The sequence below is a fragment of the Oceanicola sp. S124 genome, from assembly GCF_000220565.1.
Classification (GTDB): domain Bacteria; phylum Pseudomonadota; class Alphaproteobacteria; order Rhodobacterales; family Rhodobacteraceae; genus Pseudooceanicola.
Genome location: NZ_AFPM01000320.1, coordinates 11812 through 29284 on the forward strand (window position 1 = coordinate 11812; position 17473 = coordinate 29284).

Below are 17473 nucleotides of genomic sequence, written 5' to 3' on the forward strand. Positions count from 1 at the left end.
CAGAAGTGCCCCAGGGCGAAGGGCTTGGCAAGCCCCGCCGTGACTGCCCCCTTTGCCGGCGCGGCGGGGCAGGCTAGAACGGTAGGATGAGCGTGATTGACCCGATGCAGACCGCCGACACGGCCCAGAGAATGCGCCACGCCGCGCTGCATCTCTTCGCCCGCCACGGCTATGCCGCCGTCTCGATGCGGCAGATCGCGGCCGAGGTGGGCGTTCACGTCGGCGGGCTCTACAACCACATTGCCGACAAGCAGGCGCTGCTGTTCAGCCTGCTCTCGGAGCATATGACAGAGCTGCTGCAGGCGGTGGCGGCCGAGGATCTGCCGGCGGAGCCGATGGCGGCGCTCGAGGGCTTCACCCGCTTTCACATCCGTCACCATGCGGCGCGGCCCGAGGCCGTCTTCATCTCGTACATGGAACTGCGCAACCTGACCGAGGCGAACTTCGCCCTGCTGGACGAGCAGCGGAAGGCCTACGAGGCGCGTCTGCGGCTGATCCTCGAAGCGGGGCAGGCGGATGGCGCGATGCGGATGGCGGATGCGCGCATCGCGACGCGGGCGATCATCGCCATGCTGACCGGGATTACCACCTGGTTTCGCGACAGCGGCGACCAGAGCCTGGCCGAGATCGAGGCGATCTACTGGGAAATGGTGCGTCGGCTGGTGGCGGCCCAGGACGGCCTGGTGACCGGCTGATGATCCGCCGCGTGCTGGCCGGTGGCCGGGCGAAGGGCAGGGAAGGGGCGGCGCATGGCGACGGGCCTCGCCTTCCGCGTCTTTGCCGCTTAGAAGCGGTCAGGCAAGGCAGAGGGAGGGCGGGCAATGACCCAGAGCACGGAACTGGCAAGACTTGGCATCGGCAGCGTCCGGCGCGTCGTGGGGCTTGTGGTGACCGGCGGGCTGGCCCTGTCGCTGGCCTGGCTGGCGCTTGGCCCGGCGCCCGAGCCCGAAAGCGCGCCCCTCGTCCTGCGGCTTCTGCTGCTGGTGCTCGCCGGGCTGGCCGCACTTGTCAGCTGGCGGCTTCTGCAGGCCAGCCAGCAGGTGCTGGTGCTGACCACCGAGGGGCTCTTCGAAGAGGACGGCGTCATGCTGGCCGAGATGGCGCAGATCGAGGGAGTGGACCGCGGCCTGTTCGCCTTCAAGCCCTCGAACGGCTTCCTGCTGAAGCTGACAAGCCGCGGACCCCGGCGGTTCCGTCCGGGCCTCTACTGGCAGTTCGGGCGGCGACTGGGGGTTGGCGGGCTGGTGCGCGGGGCCGAGGCCAAGCAGATGGCGGATGCGCTGGCGCTTCACCTCGCCCGGCAGGGACGCGCGGATTAACCGTTCGCGTTGTATTTGAGGACCGCGGCGAAGCGGGGCCGGGTGTAGACGAAGCTGTGCAGGTTCAGGTCGCTCATGTCGAACTGCCCCCAGGCGATCTTGTAGTCGTACCAGGTTTCCACCAGGATCAGCTCGTCCCCGGCGGCCAGAAGCGGCAGCCGATCGTCCCAGTTCTCGATGTCGCTGTCGACCAGGGCCTGCTTGCCGCCACGCGCCTGTGACCAGACCACGTCGTAGGTCTCGTTCTCTTCGTCGTAGCCGATCGAGCTTATCCGCAGCGCATTGTTCCGGTCGACCCGCATCAGGAAGTCGAAGAGCTTCATCGAATTGTCGATATAGGTCGGCGTGATGTACTCGGTCTCGCGCGAGAGCATGTCCGAGATGACGAAGGACGCCTTCTGGTGCTGGGATGTGGCGCGCAGCATGTCGAAGAAGACGAAAGAGGCCATGTAGGCCCAGACCAGCAGCGGGAAGAGGATCAGGAATTCGACCGTGATCACGCCGGATTCATCGCCCGCGAAGCGGCGGATATGACGCCTCAGCCAGCTCATGGTTCGTTCACGAAGGCAGAGACGGCGAACATGATCGCATCGCCGTTGGCGTCCTTGCCGAAGTTGCGCCCCAGACCCGCGTTCGGGAAGATCGGTTCGAACTTCAGGCAGGCGCGCAGCAACATCAGCTCGTTTGCCTGTCCGTTGGTGAAGCTGCGCACGGGGTTCACCTCTTCGGCGCGGTCGACGCAGTCGACGTCGTCGGACATGCTGGTGTAATTGCGCAGGTCGATCGGCATCATCTCGAGCTTCAGTGCATTGTCGCAGTCGGGCAGCAGACCGGCGTTGTCGCAGATCAGCTCCTTGATGGTGTCGTGGTCGACATTCGCGGTCAGCCCGATCTGCAGGTCGCGCACGGCCAGGTTCAGGCCGCGTTCCAGCATGGTCTGGCGCACGGTCAGCATCCCCAGTTCGACGGTCGAGAAGAACATGGTGATGATGATCGGGAAGAGGATCACGAATTCCACCGTGACGTTGCCCGCCTCATCCGCGCCGAAGCGTCGCAGCATATGACGCAGCTTTCTCATCAGTTGGTCAGGTGCAGGGCGTTGAGCTGGCGGGCGATGGAGTCGAAGGCCTCCGAGATCTCGATCCCCTCGACGCGATAGAAATGTGCGGGGGAGGACGCGCATTCCTCCATCTCGTCGGCGCCGTGATTGCTGACTTCGAAGCCGATGGTATAGACGATGATGCCCTTGGCCTTGGCGGCCGAGCAGACCTGCTGAAGGTAGTAGTCCCCGGCGCTGGCCGTATAGGCGGTCTCCGAGAACTGGCTGTCGAGGCTCGAGCTCATGTAGCCTTCGAACCAGCCGAGGCGGTTGCGGCTCCAGAAGTAGCGCATGTCCGGGGTTTCATAGACCTGGTTCTTCAGACGGGTGGTCTGCACGTTCACGCCATCGGTCATCAGCACGATGGCCTTCAGGGCGCCGGCGCCCCAGTTCTGCGGCCGGCCGTCGAAGGCGGCGTCGATTAGACCGTCGTCGACCATGTCGGCGATGACCGGCTGGAAGGCGGGGTCGAGAAGCCCCGCCGCCCACTTCATGCCGAGGTGGATCGAGGTGTTCTGACGCGCCTGCATGTTGCCGATCTGGGTCTTCAGCGCCGCGGCATCCTGGCTGAAGGGCGTGATCCGCTCGTAGCTCTTGTCGGGGCAGCCGGGATCGTTGATCCGGTTGCTGGTATTGCCCGAACCGGACGAGAAATAGGCGAACTGCTGATAGGACTTGGTGGTGGTGATCTCGGTGGTGGCGAAATCGGCCGGGTCGAACTCGATGCAGTTGGCATAGCCATGCAGGGTCAGCACGTTGAGGCGGCTCATGATCTCGGGGCCGGCGTTGACCTGGCTGGTGTAGGGCACGACCGAGACCGAGACGGTGCCGGTCTGGTCCTCGGTGATCACCGTGTCGATGAAATCCTGCGCCGCGGTGCGCATGTTCGAGATCCGGCTGTTGCTGCCCATCGAGCCCGAGATGTCGAGCACCAGCGAGACCTCGGCGTCGCCGATGCTTTCCTCGGCGGTGCCCGAGACGTTGACGTCCAGCGTCGGGACGCCGAGCGTGCCGAGGAACTGGGTCTTCATCGGGTTCTTGGCCGAGGCCGAGACGGTTCGGTAGCCCGAGCCCGCGTCGACCGAGATCGACTTGAGGTAGTCGGTCATCTCGGCCTTGGCGAAATAGTCGCGCACGACCGCTTCCGGGTCCAGGTCGTTGCGGGTGTTGGCGGCGGCCAGCACCGCGCGGTCCAGCACGGTCTGAAGCTTCGCGCGCTCCATCTCATGGCGCATGAAGTCGACGCCCATGCCGCCGAGAATCAGGGTGATCAGCAGGAAGAAGACGATCAGCGGCAGCATCGCACCCGACTCGGAGCGCGCGAAGCCCTCCAGGCTGCGGCGCAGGCGGTCCGTCAACGGACGGGGGCTGCGGTCTGTTCCATGCGTACTCATCATCGCTTTCCCTACCCGCGCCGCCGGCTCTCGCGGCCCTTGGCTGGCGCTTCTGGTCGCGTAAATCCCTAGGCGGGGAAAGCGGCGGAAATTGGGCGTGATCAGGGAGAGCCTGTCCAGATTCGTCATGGGATGCCCGGATCTTGCGTGACCCAGGGGCAGCGTGGCGCCGGGGGGACCGCCGCGGGGTTGCGACGGGTGAGGCGGGCCGGGTCGGAACGCGGGGTTTCGCCCTGCGGCGGGGAGGGTTAAGCATTGGGGGAGTTCATGGACAGTTTAAGAATCTGCGCCATGTTCGAAGGGGCTGACGGGCCCGCATGGCCCGCAGCCATCACCCGGGAGGACCGCTATGCAACCGATCAAGGAACCCGGCTTCCGCCGCTCCGTGGACCTGATGTTCAACCGCGCCGTGGCGCTGATGGACCTGCCGCCGGGGCTCGAGGAAAAGATACGTGTCTGCAATTCGACCTATACGGTCCGGTTCGGCGTGCGTCTGCGGGGCCAGATCCAGACCTTTACCGGCTACCGCTCGGTCCACTCGGAACACATGGAGCCCGTGAAGGGGGGGATTCGCTACGCCCCCAACGTGGACCAGGACGAGGTCGAGGCCCTGGCGGCGCTGATGACCTACAAGTGCGCCCTGGTCGAGGCCCCCTTCGGCGGCTCGAAGGGCGGGCTCTGCATCGACCCGCGCGAGTACAACGACCAGGAGCTCGAGCTGATCACCCGTCGTTTCGCCTACGAGCTGATCAAGCGCGACCTGATCAACCCGTCGCAGAACGTGCCCGCCCCCGACATGGGCACCGGCGAGCGCGAGATGGCCTGGATGGCCGATCAATATGCACGTATGAACACCACCGACATCAACGCCCGCGCCTGCGTCACCGGCAAGCCGCTGAACGCCGGCGGCATTGCCGGTCGGGTCGAGGCGACGGGCCGGGGCGTGCAATATGCCCTGCGCGAGTTCTTCCGCGAGCCGGCGGATGTGGCGGCGGCAGGGCTTGCGGGCTCTCTCGACGGCAAGCGGGTGATCGTGCAGGGGTTGGGCAACGTGGGCTATCACGCCGCGCAGTTCCTGCAGGAAGAGGACGGCGCGAAGATCATCGCCGTGATCGAGCGCGACGGTGCGCTGTTCAGCGAGGCCGGCATCAACGTCCACGCGGTGCATGACTGGATCGCCAGCCATGGCGGTGTCGCGGGCTATCCCGATGCCTCTTACGTCGAAGACGGCGCCTCGCTGCTGGAAGAGGACTGCGACATCCTGATCCCGGCGGCCCTCGAGGGGGTGATCAACCTTTCAAATGCCGAGCGGATCAAGGCGCCGCTGATCATCGAGGCGGCCAACGGCCCGATCACCTTCGGCGCCGATGAGGTGCTGCGCAAGAAGGGTACGGTGATCATTCCCGATCTCTACGCCAATGCCGGCGGCGTGACGGTCTCCTACTTCGAATGGGTGAAGAACCTCAGCCATATCCGCTTTGGCCGGATGCAGCGGCGCCAGGAAGAGGCGCGCCACCAGCTGCTGGTGGACGAGCTGGAACGCCTTTCGGCCGACAGCGGCGTGGGCTGGCAGCTGTCCCCCGGCTTCAAGGAGAAATACCTGCGCGGCGCGGGCGAGCTGGAACTGGTGCGCTCGGGACTGGACGACACCATGCGCACGGCCTTCCAGTCGATGCGTGATCTCTGGCACGGTCGCGGCGATGTCGAGGACCTGCGGATGGCGGGTTTCCTTGTCGCCATCGAGCGGGTCGCGGCCAGCTATCGTGCCAAGGGGCTCTAGGCCGAGTTGCGATAGCGCACGACGCATTGGTCGAGGAAATGCTCCAGCCGTCCCTTCCAGGTGCCGCCGCTGAAGTCGGTATCGCTGACATGCAGCACGGCGACCGGCTTGCGGCCGGTCAGGCTGGACAGGTCCTCGACCGCTTCGGCGGGATAGTCGGTCTCGTCCGAGATCAGTAGGAAGGCGACCCGCGCCGGCAGGGCGGGGCGCCCTTCCAGCCATTGACGCATCGGGCGCGCGGCCTTGCCGTTCCAGACCGGCGCGCCGAGAATGAGCAGGTCGCTGCGGTCCCAGGGCTGATCCGGCACCGCGATGGAGATCCCCCGCGCCACCAGCGCCGAGAAGCCCGAGCGCAGCCGGCCGAAGATCGTCTGGTCAGTGTTCTCGGCGTCGATCTCGTGCAACTGCGCGCCCAGTTCCCAGGCCAGTTCCTCACCGACCTTGTGGGTGCGGCCCCGTATCGAATGGAGCAGGATGCGGCACGTCATGCAAAGTCCCCCGTCATGTCCGCGGCCCCCGTGCCCCTCGGGCTGGGCCGCTGTCCCGGCTATCGGTCGGCCCCTTGGCGGGCTCTTTTTGACAGAACTGTGTCAAGCGCGTGATTGTTTGTCATTGGAGAAGTTTCTGCTGTGCAGAAAAACGCGGCATCTCGCCTTCGGTCGGCCTGGATGTGGCGAAAAATTGAGCAGGTCAGAGGCTGAGATTGCGAAAGCAGGCGCGAAAGGCTTAGCTCGGGCGGACGACAGAAGGAGCACGACATGCGGTTTTCCGGGCTGCGGGTCCTGAAAGAGGGACTCACCGGCAACCGGGGCTGGGGCCCCCATTGGCGCGACCCGGCGCCGAAGCCGGCCTATGACATCGTCATCATCGGCGGCGGCGGGCACGGTCTGGCGACGGCCTTCTACCTGGCGAAAGAGCACGGGCTGACCAATGTCGCCGTGCTGGAGAAGGGCTACCTCGGCGGCGGCAACGTGGGGCGCAACACCACCATCGTGCGCGCCAATTACGTCCTGCCGGGAAATTCCGAGTTCTACTCGCACTCCCTGAAGCTCTGGGAGGGGCTGGAGGCGGAACTGAACTACAACGTGATGCATTCGCAGCGCGGGCTGATCAACCTGTTCCACTCGGACGGGCAGCGCGATGCGGCGGCGCGGCGTGGCAACGCGATGATCAACCAGGGCGACGATGCCGAACTGCTCGACCGCGAAGGCGTGCGGCGGCTTCTGCCCTATCTCGACTACGATCAGGCGCGCTTCCCGATCCATGGTGGCCTCTACCACCGGCGCGGCGGCACGGCGCGCCACGATGCGGTGGCCTGGGGCTTTGCCCGGGGCGCCAGCACGCGCGGCGTCGACCTGATCCAGAACTGCGAGGTGACGGGCATCGACACCTCGGGCGGCAAGGTGACCGGCGTGCAGACCACACGCGGCATGATCAGGGCGCGCAAGGTGGCGATTGTCACGGCCGGCCGCTCGGGACAGGTGGCGGCCATGGCGGGCCTGCGCCTGCCGATCGAGAGCCACATCCTGCAGGCCTTCGTCACCGAGGGGCTGAAGCCCGTCATCGACAACGTGGTGACCTTCGGCATGGGCCATTTCTACATCAGCCAGTCCGACAAGGGCGGGTTGGTCTTCGGCGGAGACCTCGATTTCTACCCCTCCTATGCGCAGCGCGGGAACCTTCCCACGGCCGAGCACGTGATGGAGGCGGGCATGACGCTGATGCCGATGATCGGCAAGGCGCGGGTGCTGCGAAGCTGGGGCGGCATCATGGACATGACGCCCGACGGCTCTCCGATCATCGACCGCACGCATATCGAGGGGCTCTACCTCGATTGCGGCTGGTGCTACGGCGGCTTCAAGGCGGTGCCTGGCTCGGGCTATGCGCTGGCGCACCTGCTGGCGACGGACCGCCCGCATGACAGTGCCAGGGGCTTCCGACTTGAGCGCTTCCGCGATGGCGTCGGCCTGATGGACGAGGAGGGCACCGGTGCGCAGCACGTCACTCACTGAGCCTTTCGCCTCTGGCGGAACGACCTACGGCAAGATGAAAGGGTTGGTCCGATGCGGATGACATGTCCCCTCTGCGGTGCGCGGGACCTGCGCGAGTTCACCTTTCGCGGAGCGGCCCTGGCCCGCCCCGAGGGCGATGACTGGAACGAGGCCTGGCACGACTATGTCCACCTGCGCGACAACCCGGCGGGTGAAAGCCGGGAATACTGGGCGCACCGCGCGGGCTGCGGCGCGGTGCTGCTGGTGAGCCGCGACACGCGCACGCACGAAGTCTTCTCGGTCGGGCTGGCGCGGGGGGCGGGCGCATGAGGCTTTCCAAGGGCGGACGGATCGATCGCTCCCGCGCGGTCAGCTTCAGCTTCGACGGGCGCGTGCTGTCTGGCCATCCGGGCGACACGCTGGCCTCGGCACTGCTGGCCTCGGGCCAAAAGGTCGTCGGGCGCAGCTTCAAGTACCACCGTCCGCGCGGTGTGTTCTCGGCGGGGTCCGAAGAACCCAATGCGCTGGTCACCCTCGGCGCCGGGGCGCGGGCCGAACCCAATGTCCGCGCCACCATGCAGGAGCTTTTCGACGGGCTCGAGGCGCGCAGCCAGAACTGCTGGCCCTCTCTGGACTGGGACCTGCTCGAGGTGAACGACCTCTTTGCCGACTTCCTCGGCGCGGGCTTCTACTACAAGACCTTCATGTGGCCGCGGAAGGCCTGGGAATGGCTCTATGAGCCGGTGATCCGCCGCGCGGCGGGGCTGGGGGCGCTCTCGGGGCAGGCCGACCCGGATCCGAACGAGAAGGCCTTCGCCCATTGCGACCTGCTGGTCATCGGGGCCGGTCCCGCCGGGCTGATGGCGGCACTGCAGGCAGGCCGCGCCGGGGCCGACGTGATCCTCTGCGACGAGGACCGAGAACCGGGCGGGCGCCTGCTGTCCGAGGTTGAAGAGATCGCCGGGGCGCCTGCCATGGACTGGGTCGCCGCCACCGTTGCGGAACTGACGGCCATGGAAAACGTGCGGATCATGACCCGCACCACGGTCACCGGCGTCTATGATCACGGCACCTTCGGCGCGCTCGAGCGGGTCGGGCGGCACCAGAGGCACCGTCCCGGCGTCCTGCCGGTGGATTGTTTCTGGCGCATCGTGGCGAAGGCCTCTGTGTTGGCGGCGGGCGCGATCGAGCGGCCCGTGGCCTTCCAGGACAATGACCGGCCCGGGGTGATGATGGCGGGCGCGATGCGCAGCTATCTCAACCGCTACGCCGTGGCGCCGGGCGATGCGGTGACGGTCTTCGGCAACAACGACGACGCGCATCGCACCGCCCGCGACCTGCAGGCGGCGGGGGTGCATGTGACGGCGCTGGTCGATGCGCGCCCGGGGGCGACCTGTGCCCTCGACCTGCCGTTCCATCCCGGGGCAGTGGTCTCGCGCGTGTCGGGCCGCATGGGGCTCGAGACGGTCTCTCTGCGCACCGCCTCGGGCGAGGTGAAGCTGCAAAGCGACGCGCTGGCGGTGTCGGGCGGGTGGAACCCCTCGCTGCATCTGACCTGCCATCTCAACGGCCGCCCGAGCTGGAACGACGAGCTGGCCGCCTTCCTGCCGCAGCCCGGCGCCGTGCCGGGGATGCAGGTCGCCGGAGCCGCGGGCGGTGTTTTCGCGACCGACGCCTGCCTGGCCTCGGGGGCCGAGGCCGCGGGGTGCGCGCTGGCAGAGCTGGGCCTGACTGCGCCGCCGCTCGACCTGCCGCAGGCCGAGGCGCAGGGCTACGGCATCGCCGAGCTTTGGGCCGTGCCGGGCAGGGGCCGCGCCTGGCTGGACCTGGCCAATGATGTTACCGTGAAGGACGTGCGCCTGGCCGCCAGCGAGAACTTCCGCTCGGTCGAGCACATGAAGCGCTACACCACGCAGGGCATGGCGCCGGACCAGGGCAAGACCTCGAACCTGGGCGCCATGGCGGTGCTGGCCGATGCGACGGGGCGCGACATGGCCGCCACCGGCATCACCACCTATCGCCCGCCCTTCGTACCGCTGCCGATCGCGGCGCTTGGCGCCGGTGGCAAGGGCAGGGGCTTTGCACCCGAACGGCTGACCACCAGCCATGCGCAAAGCCTCGCCATGTCCGCGCCGATGATCGAGGCGGGCCTGTGGTATCGCCCCAGCTACTTCCCCCGCCCGGGCGAAAAGGTCTGGCGCCAGAGCTGCGACCGCGAGGTCGGCCATGTGCGCCAGGCGGTCGGGGTGGCCGATGTCTCGACCCTGGGCAAGATCGACCTGCAGGGGGCGGACGCGGGGCGTTTCCTCGATTTCGTCTATGCCAACAAGTTCTCCACCCTTGCCGAGGGGCGGGTGCGCTACGGGCTGATGCTGCGCGAGGACGGCCACGTCATGGACGACGGCACCACCGCGCGGATCGGGCCCGAGCACTACGTGATGACCACCACCACCGCCGCGGCGGGCGAGGTAATGGGCCACCTGGAATTCGCCGCCCAGGTGCTGCGCCCCGACTGGGACGTGCGCCTGATTTCGGTGACCGAGCAATGGGCCCAGTTCGCCGTTGCCGGGCCGCAGTCGCGTGCCCTGCTCGAGGAGCTGCTGGGCCGCGACCTGTCGACCGCGGTCCTGCCCTTCATGGGGTGCATGCCGGTCACGGTGGGCGGTATCGAGGGGCGGCTGTTCCGGATCTCCTTCTCGGGAGAGCTGGCCTATGAGCTGGCGGTGCCTTCACGCTATGGCGAAAGCCTGTTCGCCACGCTGGTCGAGCGCGCCGAGGCGCGTGGCGGTGGCGCCTACGGGATGGAGGCGCTGAACGTGCTGCGGATCGAGAAGGGGCTGCTGACCCACGCGGAACTGCATGGTCGAACCACCGCCTATGACCTCGGTCTGGAGCGGATGATGTCGCCGTCGAAGTCCTTCATCGGCAAGGCCGCCGCCACCCGGGCCGGGCTGGTCGCCGAGGACCGCGAGCGGCTGGTCGGGCTACGCCCGCTCGGCGCCTCGAAGATGATTCTGCCGGGCGCCTTCCTCTTCGAAGAGGCGGCCGAGCCGGTACGGGTCAACGCTCAGGGCTACGTGACCTCGTCCTGCTATTCGCCGACGCTGGGCGATACCCTTGCGCTGGCCTTCCTGAAGGGCGGCCCCGAGCGCATGGGCGAGCGGCTGCGCGTGGTCGATCACCTGCGCGAGGCCGTCACCCTCTGCGAGGTCTGCGAGCCCTGTTTCCTGGATCCCGAGGGGGAGAGAACCCGTGGCTGACCTGATGCTGACTGCCCGCAATGCCCTGCCGCAGGGCGAGGTCCGGACCCTTGCGGGGACCCGGATCGAGGTGCTTGCGATGCGCCGCCTGACCTCGCTGATGCCGGGGCGCGATGCCGCACCGCTGAGGCAGGCGCTGAAGAAGCACCACGGTCTTGTGTTGCCTGAGCCGGGCCAATGCAGCCGCTTCGGTGAGGCGGAATGCCTCTGGTTCGGGCGCGACCAGTACTTGCTGATCGGAGAGCCGCCCTCTCCGCTGCTTGCTGGCACGGCGACGATGACCGACCAGTCCGACGCCTGGACCTCGGTGCTGCTGGAGGGGCCGCTGGCGCGGGCCGTGCTGGCCCGGCTGACCCCGCTGGACCTGCGTGACCGGGCGTTGCCCGAAGGCGCCAGTGCACGCAGCGAAATTGCCCACATGCAGGGTGCGCTGACCCGCGTGACGCCGGATGGCTATCGGCTGATGGTCTTCCGCTCGATGGCCGAGACGCTGCTGCGCGCGCTGCGCGAGACGCTGGAGACGGTCGCGGCGCGACAGGCGCACTGAAGGTGGCGTTCTGACGCCCGGGAAAAGGGGGAGGGGCCTCGGCCCATCTGGACTTCGCCCCGGCGAAGACCGATATTCGGCTCATGAAGCTGGACCCTTCCTTCCTAGACGAATTGCGGAACCGGATCTCCCTGTCACAGGTGGCAGGGCGCAAGGTCATATGGGACAACCGCAAATCCGTTCCCTCGAAGGGCGACATGTGGTCTCCGTGCCCGTTCCACCAGGAAAAGACAGCCTCTTTCCACGTCGATGACCGCAAGGGATTCTACTACTGCTTCGGCTGCCACGAGAAGGGCGACGCCATTTCCTTCGTGCGCAAGACCGAGAACGTCGAGTTCATGGAGGCCATCGAGATCCTCGCCCGCGAGGCCGGGATGCCGCTGCCCGAACGTGATCCCCAGGCGGCCCAGAAGGCCGAGAAACGCGCCTCGCTGACCGACCTGATGGAAGAGGCGGTGAAGTTCTTCTCGCTCTGCCTGCGCGGCGGGGCGGGGCGCGATGCCTCGGCCTATCTCGACCGGCGCGGCCTCGACCAGGCGGCGCGCGAGCGCTGGAACCTCGGATTCGCGCCGGATGCCTGGCAGGGGCTGTGGGATCACCTGATCGGAAAGGGCGCCAAGCCGGACGAGATCATGGCCTGTGGCCTGGCCAAGCCGTCAAACCGGGGCGGCAAGCCCTATGACGTCTTCCGCAACCGCATCATGTTCCCGATCCGCGACACGCGGGGGCGCTGCATCGCCTTCGGTGGCCGGGCGATGGATCCCGACGACAGTGCCAAGTACCTGAATTCGCCGGAAACGCAGCTCTTCGACAAGGGGCGGACGCTGTATAATCACGGCCCCGCGCGCGAGGCGGTCGGCAAGGGCCAGCCGCTGATCGTGGCCGAAGGCTACATGGATGTCATCGCCCTGTCCGAAGCGGGGTTCACCGGCGCCGTGGCTCCGCTTGGCACCGCTGTCACCGAACACCAGCTGGAAATGCTCTGGAGGCTCTCGCCCGAGCCGCTGATCGCGCTGGACGGCGACAAGGCGGGACTGCGTGCGGCGCGCAAGGTGATGGACCTGGCGTTGCCCAAGCTCTCGGTCGGGCGTTCGGTTCGCTTCGTGCTGATGCCGGAAGGGCAGGACCCGGACGAGCTGCTGAAGGCCAAGGGCCGCAGCGGCATGGAGGCCCAGCTTGAGGCGGCGCTGCCGCTGGTCGAATTGCTGTGGCAGCGCGAGACGGAAGGCAGGAGCTTTGACAGCCCCGACCGCCGGGCGGCGTTGGACAAGGCGCTGCGCATCGCGACGCACCAGATCCCCGACGAGGGGCTGCGCTACCACTACGATCAGGCGCTGAAGGAAAAGACCCGCGCACTTTTCCGCCCGGCCCGCTCGGGCGGGGGCAATGGCAACGGCTATTCCCAGCCCTTCCAGCGCGGCAAGGGCGGCAAGGGCAGCTTTGCCCGGAACCGCTTTGCCCCGGTCATCCCGCTGCCCAGCACCAAGGCCAGTCTGCTGGCGGCGCAGAATCCCGAGGCGACGGAATACCTGCGCGAGGCGGTGATCCTGGCCTCGCTGGTGGTCACGCCGACAGTTGCCGAACAGTTCGAGGGCGACCTGCTGCGGATGCACTGCCGGGACGAGATGCACGCCGCCCTGCGCGACCTGATTCTGGCCCATGCCCTGCACGCCCCGGCGGAATTCCCCGAGCGCGCGCGGGCCGCTCTTGGCGGCGAAGCCCTTGACGAACTGCTGCGGCGGACCCATGTGGCGCTCTGTCCGCCGGTGCGTCACCCCGGCGACGAGGAACAGGCCCGCCTGACGCTGAACGAGGAATTCGCCAAGCTGCAGACGGTCCGGGCCTTGCGCGACGAGATCGACGAGGCGACGCAGGATATGGATCATGTCGAGGACGAGGCGATCACATGGCGCCTGGGCGATGCCGCCCGCAGCAGCCAGGACGCCCTGCGTGGACTTCAGGAGGACAGCGCGGAATATGACATCGGAGAAAACGGGGCCCCGATCAATCGTGATGAGCGCAGCGCCTTGGACGCGTTGATGCAGACGATTCGCTTCGACAAACCACGCCGGAACCGCTGAGCGTACGGTCAAGTTTGCGAAATGACAGGGATCCTCAAGAAAATCAGGGTAAACGGGTGTGCGAATCGGTGAAAGCAGGTATTGATTCGGATCTATCGAATCACAGCCTCACAGCCGCCGCATCCACTGCGCAGGAGTTACGCCATGGCCGCCAAGGACAACGACGACGCCCAGATGGACGAGCAGGAGGCAGAAGTCTCCCTCGACATGAGCCAGGCACAGGTGAAAAAGATGATCGCGGAAGCCCGCGAGCGTGGCTTCATCACCTATGATCAGTTGAACCAGGTCCTGCCGCCGGATCAGGTCTCGTCCGAGCAGATCGAGGATGTCATGTCCATGCTCTCCGAGATGGGCATCAACATCATCGAGGATGAAGAGGCCGAGGAAGAAGAGCAGAAGACCACCGCTGTTGCCACGACCAACCAGAACCGCGAAGTAGCTCTGGGTGGCACCGGGCAGGAGAAGCTGGACCGCACCGATGACCCGGTGCGCATGTACCTGCGCGAGATGGGCAGCGTCGAACTGCTGAGCCGCGAGGGCGAGATCGCCATCGCCAAGCGCATTGAGGCCGGCCGCAACACGATGATCGCGGGCCTCTGCGAAAGCCCGCTGACCTTCCAGGCGATCACCATCTGGCGCGACGAACTTCTGTCCGAAGACATCCTGCTGCGCGACGTGATCGACCTTGAAACCACCTTCGGCGACCAGCTTGACGGCGAAAGCGACGAGCCGGTGGTCGACGCCTCCAACGTCTCGGCCCAGCCCAAGCGCGACGACGGCCCCGAGCTGGACGCCGACGGCAACCCGCTGTCCAAGGACGATGACGACGACGAAGACGATCAGCAGAACATGTCCCTCGCGGCCATGGAATCGGCGCTGAAGCCCCGCGTGCTGGAAACCCTCGACCGCATCGCCCACGATTTCGAGATCCTGTCGGAAATCCAGGACAAGCGCATCAGCGCCACGCTGAACGAGGACGGCTCGTTCTCGGCCGCGGATGAGGCGACCTATCAGAAGCTGCGCTCGGAAATCGTGCTGCTGGTGAACGAGCTTCACCTGCACAACAACCGGATCGAAGCGCTGATCGACCAGCTCTACGGCATCAACCGCCGTGTCATGGCCATTGACGGCTCGATGGTGAAGCTGGCGGACCAGGCGCGCATCAACCGGCGCGAGTTCATCGACGAGTATCGCGGCCACGAGCTGGATCCGAACTGGATGGAGCGGATGGCCGGCAAGTCCGGTCGCGGCTGGCAGATGTTCATCGAGCGCTCCTCCGACAAGGTCGAAGAGCTGCGCAATGACATGGCGCAGGTCGGTCAGTACGTCGGCCTGGACATCAGCGAGTTCCGCCGCATCGTCCAGCAGGTCCAGAAGGGCGAGAAAGAGGCACGTCAGGCCAAGAAGGAGATGGTCGAGGCGAACCTGCGTCTCGTGATCTCGATCGCCAAGAAGTACACCAACCGCGGGCTGCAGTTCCTCGACCTGATCCAGGAAGGCAACATCGGCCTGATGAAGGCCGTCGACAAGTTCGAGTACCGCCGCGGCTACAAGTTCAGCACCTACGCCACCTGGTGGATCCGCCAGGCGATCACCCGCTCGATCGCCGACCAGGCCCGCACGATCCGTATCCCGGTCCACATGATCGAGACGATCAACAAGCTGGTCCGCACCGGTCGTCAGATGCTGCACGAGATCGGCCGTGAGCCGACCCCGGAAGAGCTGGCCGAAAAGCTGCAGATGCCGCTCGAGAAGGTCCGCAAGGTGATGAAGATCGCCAAGGAGCCGATCTCCCTCGAAACCCCGATCGGGGACGAGGAAGACAGCCAGCTGGGCGATTTCATCGAGGACAAGAACGCGATCCTGCCGCTGGATTCCGCCATTCAGGAGAACCTGAAGGAAACCACGACCCGCGTTCTGGCCTCGCTGACCCCGCGCGAGGAACGGGTTCTGCGGATGCGCTTCGGCATCGGCATGAACACCGACCACACGCTGGAAGAGGTCGGCCAGCAGTTCAGCGTGACCCGCGAACGGATCCGTCAGATCGAGGCAAAGGCGCTGCGCAAGCTGAAGCACCCGAGCCGCTCGCGCAAGCTGCGTAGCTTCCTCGACCAGTAAGCGACTGTTATTTCAAGACAAAAGCCCCGCCCTCCGCGTGCCGGAGGGCGGGGCTTTGCCGTTCAGGGCCGGTGCGAACCTGCGGCGCCGGACCGGCGGAACTTCGCAAACCCTGTCCGGGCGCGCCGGCGCAACGGCGCTGAACGGTTGCGTCATGGCGGCGGGCAGGGCAAACGAGAGGAAATTTTCAAAAGCCATATGAGGGTTTCCATGACCGCCATTCGTTTCGCTGCCGCCTGCCTGGCCCTGCTTCCCCTGACCGCACAGCCAGTCCTCGCCAAGTCCTCCGGCGGGCTTGTCAGCGGTGCCATCGGCTCGGCGCTGCGCGCTGCTGGCGACAATGACAGCGGTGTCACCGCCGAAGCGGGCCTGGTCTCGGCCGCCGATCCGGCGGGCATGGCCCAGGCCCTGCAGGACCTTGGCTACCGCGCCGAACTGGATACCGACGGTGTCGGCGATCCGATGATCCGCTCGGCCAGCTCGGGCACCGGCTTCAACATCTACTTCTATGGCTGCGTCGAGAACGCGGGCTGCGATTCGATCATGTTGTCCTCGGGCTTCGACCTGACCGAAGGGCTGGAGCCGGCGAAGATCAACGCCTGGAACCAGGAATCGGTGGTCGCCAGCGCCTATCTCGACGACGAGGGCGATCCCTACCTTCAGCACTACATCCTGACCCGCAGCGGTATCCCGCTGGAGGTCTTCGAATATGCACTCGGCGAATGGGAATACGCGCTCGGCGACTTCCTCGAGTTCATCGACTGGTGATCCGCTGACCGCCCCTGGCGTCGCCACTCGCCAGGGGTGTAGGGCGGGAGATATCCCGCCCCTGTCGTAAGCCCTGTCACGGCCCCGGGTGCAGGCCTGTTGCCGTCCCCTGCGGGGCGGCGTCAGGACAGGTGCTGGCGGAAGAAGTCCACCGTCCGGGTCCAGGCCAGTTCGGCCGCGGCCTCGTCGTAGCGTGGGGTCGAGTCGTTGTGGAAGCCGTGATTGGCCTGGGGGTAGATGAAGGCCTCGTAGGTCTTGCCATGAGCCTGCAACGCGGCCTCGTAGGCCGGCCAGCCCTCGTTGATCCGGGTATCCAGCTCGGCGTAGTGCAGCATGATCGGGGCTTGGATGCGCGGCACGTCCTCGGGCGCCGCCTGTCGGCCATAGAAGGGCACCGCCGCGCCCAGTTCCGGATAGGCCACCGCCGCGGCATTCGCCACGCCGCCGCCATAGCAGAAGCCGGTGATCCCGACCCGGCCCGTGGTCATCTCGCTGCCCATCAGGAACTCGACCGCGGCGAAGAAGTCGTTCATCAGCTTCACCGGATCGACCTGGCGCTGCAGGTCGCGCCCGGCGTCGTCATTGCCCGGATAGCCGCCCACCGAGGACAGCCCGTCAGGCGCAAGCGCGACGAATCCCGCCTTGGCGGTACGCCGCGCCACGTCCTCGATATAGGGGTTCAACCCACGGTTCTCGTGCACCACCACCACGCCCGGACGGGTCTCGGCCAGGGGCACGCCCTCGGCGGCGGGGCGGACGAGGTAGCCGCGTACTTCTCCGTGGCCCTCGGGCGAGGGATAGGAGATGTATTCGGCGTGGATTTCGGGATCGGTGAAGCTGACCTGCTCGGCCAGGGCATAGTTCGGCTTCATCAGGTCGAAGAGCGCGAGGGCCGTCACCCCGCCCACCGTGTAGCGGGCCGCGCGGTCGAGAAACTCGCGCTTGGTGATCTGCCCATGGGCATAGAAATCGTAAAGTTGCAGAAGTTCCGGCGCGAAATCGCGAGCAGTCAGACGGGTCACGGCAGTCTCCGTTGCGATGGGTGTCGGTGCGATGCCAGCCTAGCCTGCACGGGGCGCGCGGCTGATCAATTCTGCATCAGCGCGCTCACTCTGT

General features: G+C 66.6%; 15 protein-coding genes. 10 read left to right on the forward strand and 5 right to left on the reverse strand.

What is annotated here, in order from left to right:
• Positions 1 to 86: 86 nt before the first annotated feature.
• The gene (locus OS124_RS0121800) at positions 87 to 695 is read left to right on the forward strand and encodes a TetR/AcrR family transcriptional regulator (RefSeq protein ID WP_029375649.1); all 609 of its coding nucleotides are present in this window, start codon (positions 87 to 89) and stop codon (positions 693 to 695) included.
• Positions 696 to 821: 126 nt separating this feature from the next.
• Entirely contained in the window at positions 822 to 1319 is a 498-nt protein-coding gene (locus OS124_RS0121805; protein ID WP_010142135.1) for a hypothetical protein, read from the forward strand.
• On the opposite strand, the gene OS124_RS0121810 is transcribed toward OS124_RS0121805, so the two are convergent.
• From OS124_RS0121810 to OS124_RS0121820, 3 genes are read right to left on the reverse strand one after another with little or no spacing between them, the layout of a single operon-like run.
• Positions 1316 to 1870: a TadE/TadG family type IV pilus assembly protein gene (locus OS124_RS0121810; RefSeq protein WP_010142136.1), complete on the reverse strand. Its 555-nt coding sequence runs from the start codon at positions 1868 to 1870 to the stop codon at positions 1316 to 1318. The two genes, OS124_RS0121805 and OS124_RS0121810, sit on opposite strands and share 4 nt — an antisense overlap.
• Positions 1867 to 2397 (reverse strand): TadE/TadG family type IV pilus assembly protein, encoded by a 531-nt coding sequence (locus OS124_RS0121815; RefSeq protein WP_138919615.1) that lies wholly within the window; start codon positions 2395 to 2397, stop codon positions 1867 to 1869. Before OS124_RS0121815 ends, OS124_RS0121810 begins: the two co-directional genes overlap by 4 nt.
• On the reverse strand, positions 2397 to 3812 hold the full coding sequence (locus OS124_RS0121820; RefSeq protein WP_168161503.1) for a TadE/TadG family type IV pilus assembly protein: 1416 nt from the start codon (positions 3810 to 3812) through the stop codon (positions 2397 to 2399). The genes OS124_RS0121815 and OS124_RS0121820 overlap by 1 nt, the downstream gene beginning before the upstream one ends.
• A gap of 349 nt (positions 3813 to 4161) precedes the next feature.
• On the opposite strand from OS124_RS0121820, the gene OS124_RS0121825 reads away from it, so the two are divergent.
• Entirely contained in the window at positions 4162 to 5592 is a 1431-nt protein-coding gene (locus tag OS124_RS0121825) for a Glu/Leu/Phe/Val family dehydrogenase (protein ID WP_010142139.1), read from the forward strand.
• Here OS124_RS0121825 and OS124_RS0121830 read toward each other — a convergent pair.
• Positions 5589 to 6080, reverse strand: a complete 492-nt coding sequence (locus tag OS124_RS0121830) for a flavodoxin-like protein (RefSeq protein ID WP_010142140.1) — start codon at positions 6078 to 6080, stop codon at positions 5589 to 5591. The two genes, OS124_RS0121825 and OS124_RS0121830, sit on opposite strands and share 4 nt — an antisense overlap.
• Before the next feature lie 270 nt (positions 6081 to 6350).
• On the opposite strand from OS124_RS0121830, the gene OS124_RS0121835 reads away from it, so the two are divergent.
• The 7 genes from OS124_RS0121835 (at position 6351) to OS124_RS26285 (ending at position 16357) form a co-directional block, all read left to right on the forward strand.
• On the forward strand, positions 6351 to 7604 hold the full coding sequence (locus OS124_RS0121835; RefSeq protein ID WP_010142141.1) for a sarcosine oxidase subunit beta family protein: 1254 nt from the start codon (positions 6351 to 6353) through the stop codon (positions 7602 to 7604).
• A 51-nt stretch (positions 7605 to 7655) separates the two neighbouring features.
• Positions 7656 to 7913, forward strand: coding sequence for a sarcosine oxidase subunit delta (locus tag OS124_RS0121840; RefSeq protein ID WP_010142142.1), 258 nt, complete (start codon positions 7656 to 7658; stop codon positions 7911 to 7913).
• Positions 7910 to 10843 carry a sarcosine oxidase subunit alpha family protein gene (locus OS124_RS0121845; protein WP_010142144.1) on the forward strand — a complete coding sequence of 978 codons (2934 nt, stop codon included), beginning with the start codon at positions 7910 to 7912 and terminating at the stop codon, positions 10841 to 10843. Before OS124_RS0121840 ends, OS124_RS0121845 begins: the two co-directional genes overlap by 4 nt.
• A complete protein-coding gene (locus OS124_RS0121850) occupies positions 10836 to 11390 on the forward strand; it encodes a sarcosine oxidase subunit gamma (RefSeq protein WP_010142145.1) in 555 nt (184 codons plus the stop codon). Before OS124_RS0121845 ends, OS124_RS0121850 begins: the two co-directional genes overlap by 8 nt.
• Before the next feature lie 83 nt (positions 11391 to 11473).
• Entirely contained in the window at positions 11474 to 13471 is a 1998-nt protein-coding gene (dnaG, locus tag OS124_RS0121855) for a DNA primase (RefSeq protein ID WP_010142146.1), read from the forward strand.
• 144 nt (positions 13472 to 13615) lie between these two features.
• Positions 13616 to 15589, forward strand: a complete 1974-nt coding sequence (gene rpoD / locus OS124_RS0121860; RefSeq protein WP_010142147.1) for an RNA polymerase sigma factor RpoD — start codon at positions 13616 to 13618, stop codon at positions 15587 to 15589.
• A 210-nt stretch (positions 15590 to 15799) separates the two neighbouring features.
• The gene (locus OS124_RS26285) at positions 15800 to 16357 is read left to right on the forward strand and encodes a YbjN domain-containing protein (protein ID WP_010142148.1); all 558 of its coding nucleotides are present in this window, start codon (positions 15800 to 15802) and stop codon (positions 16355 to 16357) included.
• A 122-nt stretch (positions 16358 to 16479) separates the two neighbouring features.
• On the opposite strand, the gene yghX is transcribed toward OS124_RS26285, so the two are convergent.
• On the reverse strand, positions 16480 to 17379 hold the full coding sequence (gene yghX / locus OS124_RS0121870) for a YghX family hydrolase (protein WP_010142149.1): 900 nt from the start codon (positions 17377 to 17379) through the stop codon (positions 16480 to 16482).
• Positions 17380 to 17473 lie beyond the last annotated feature (94 nt).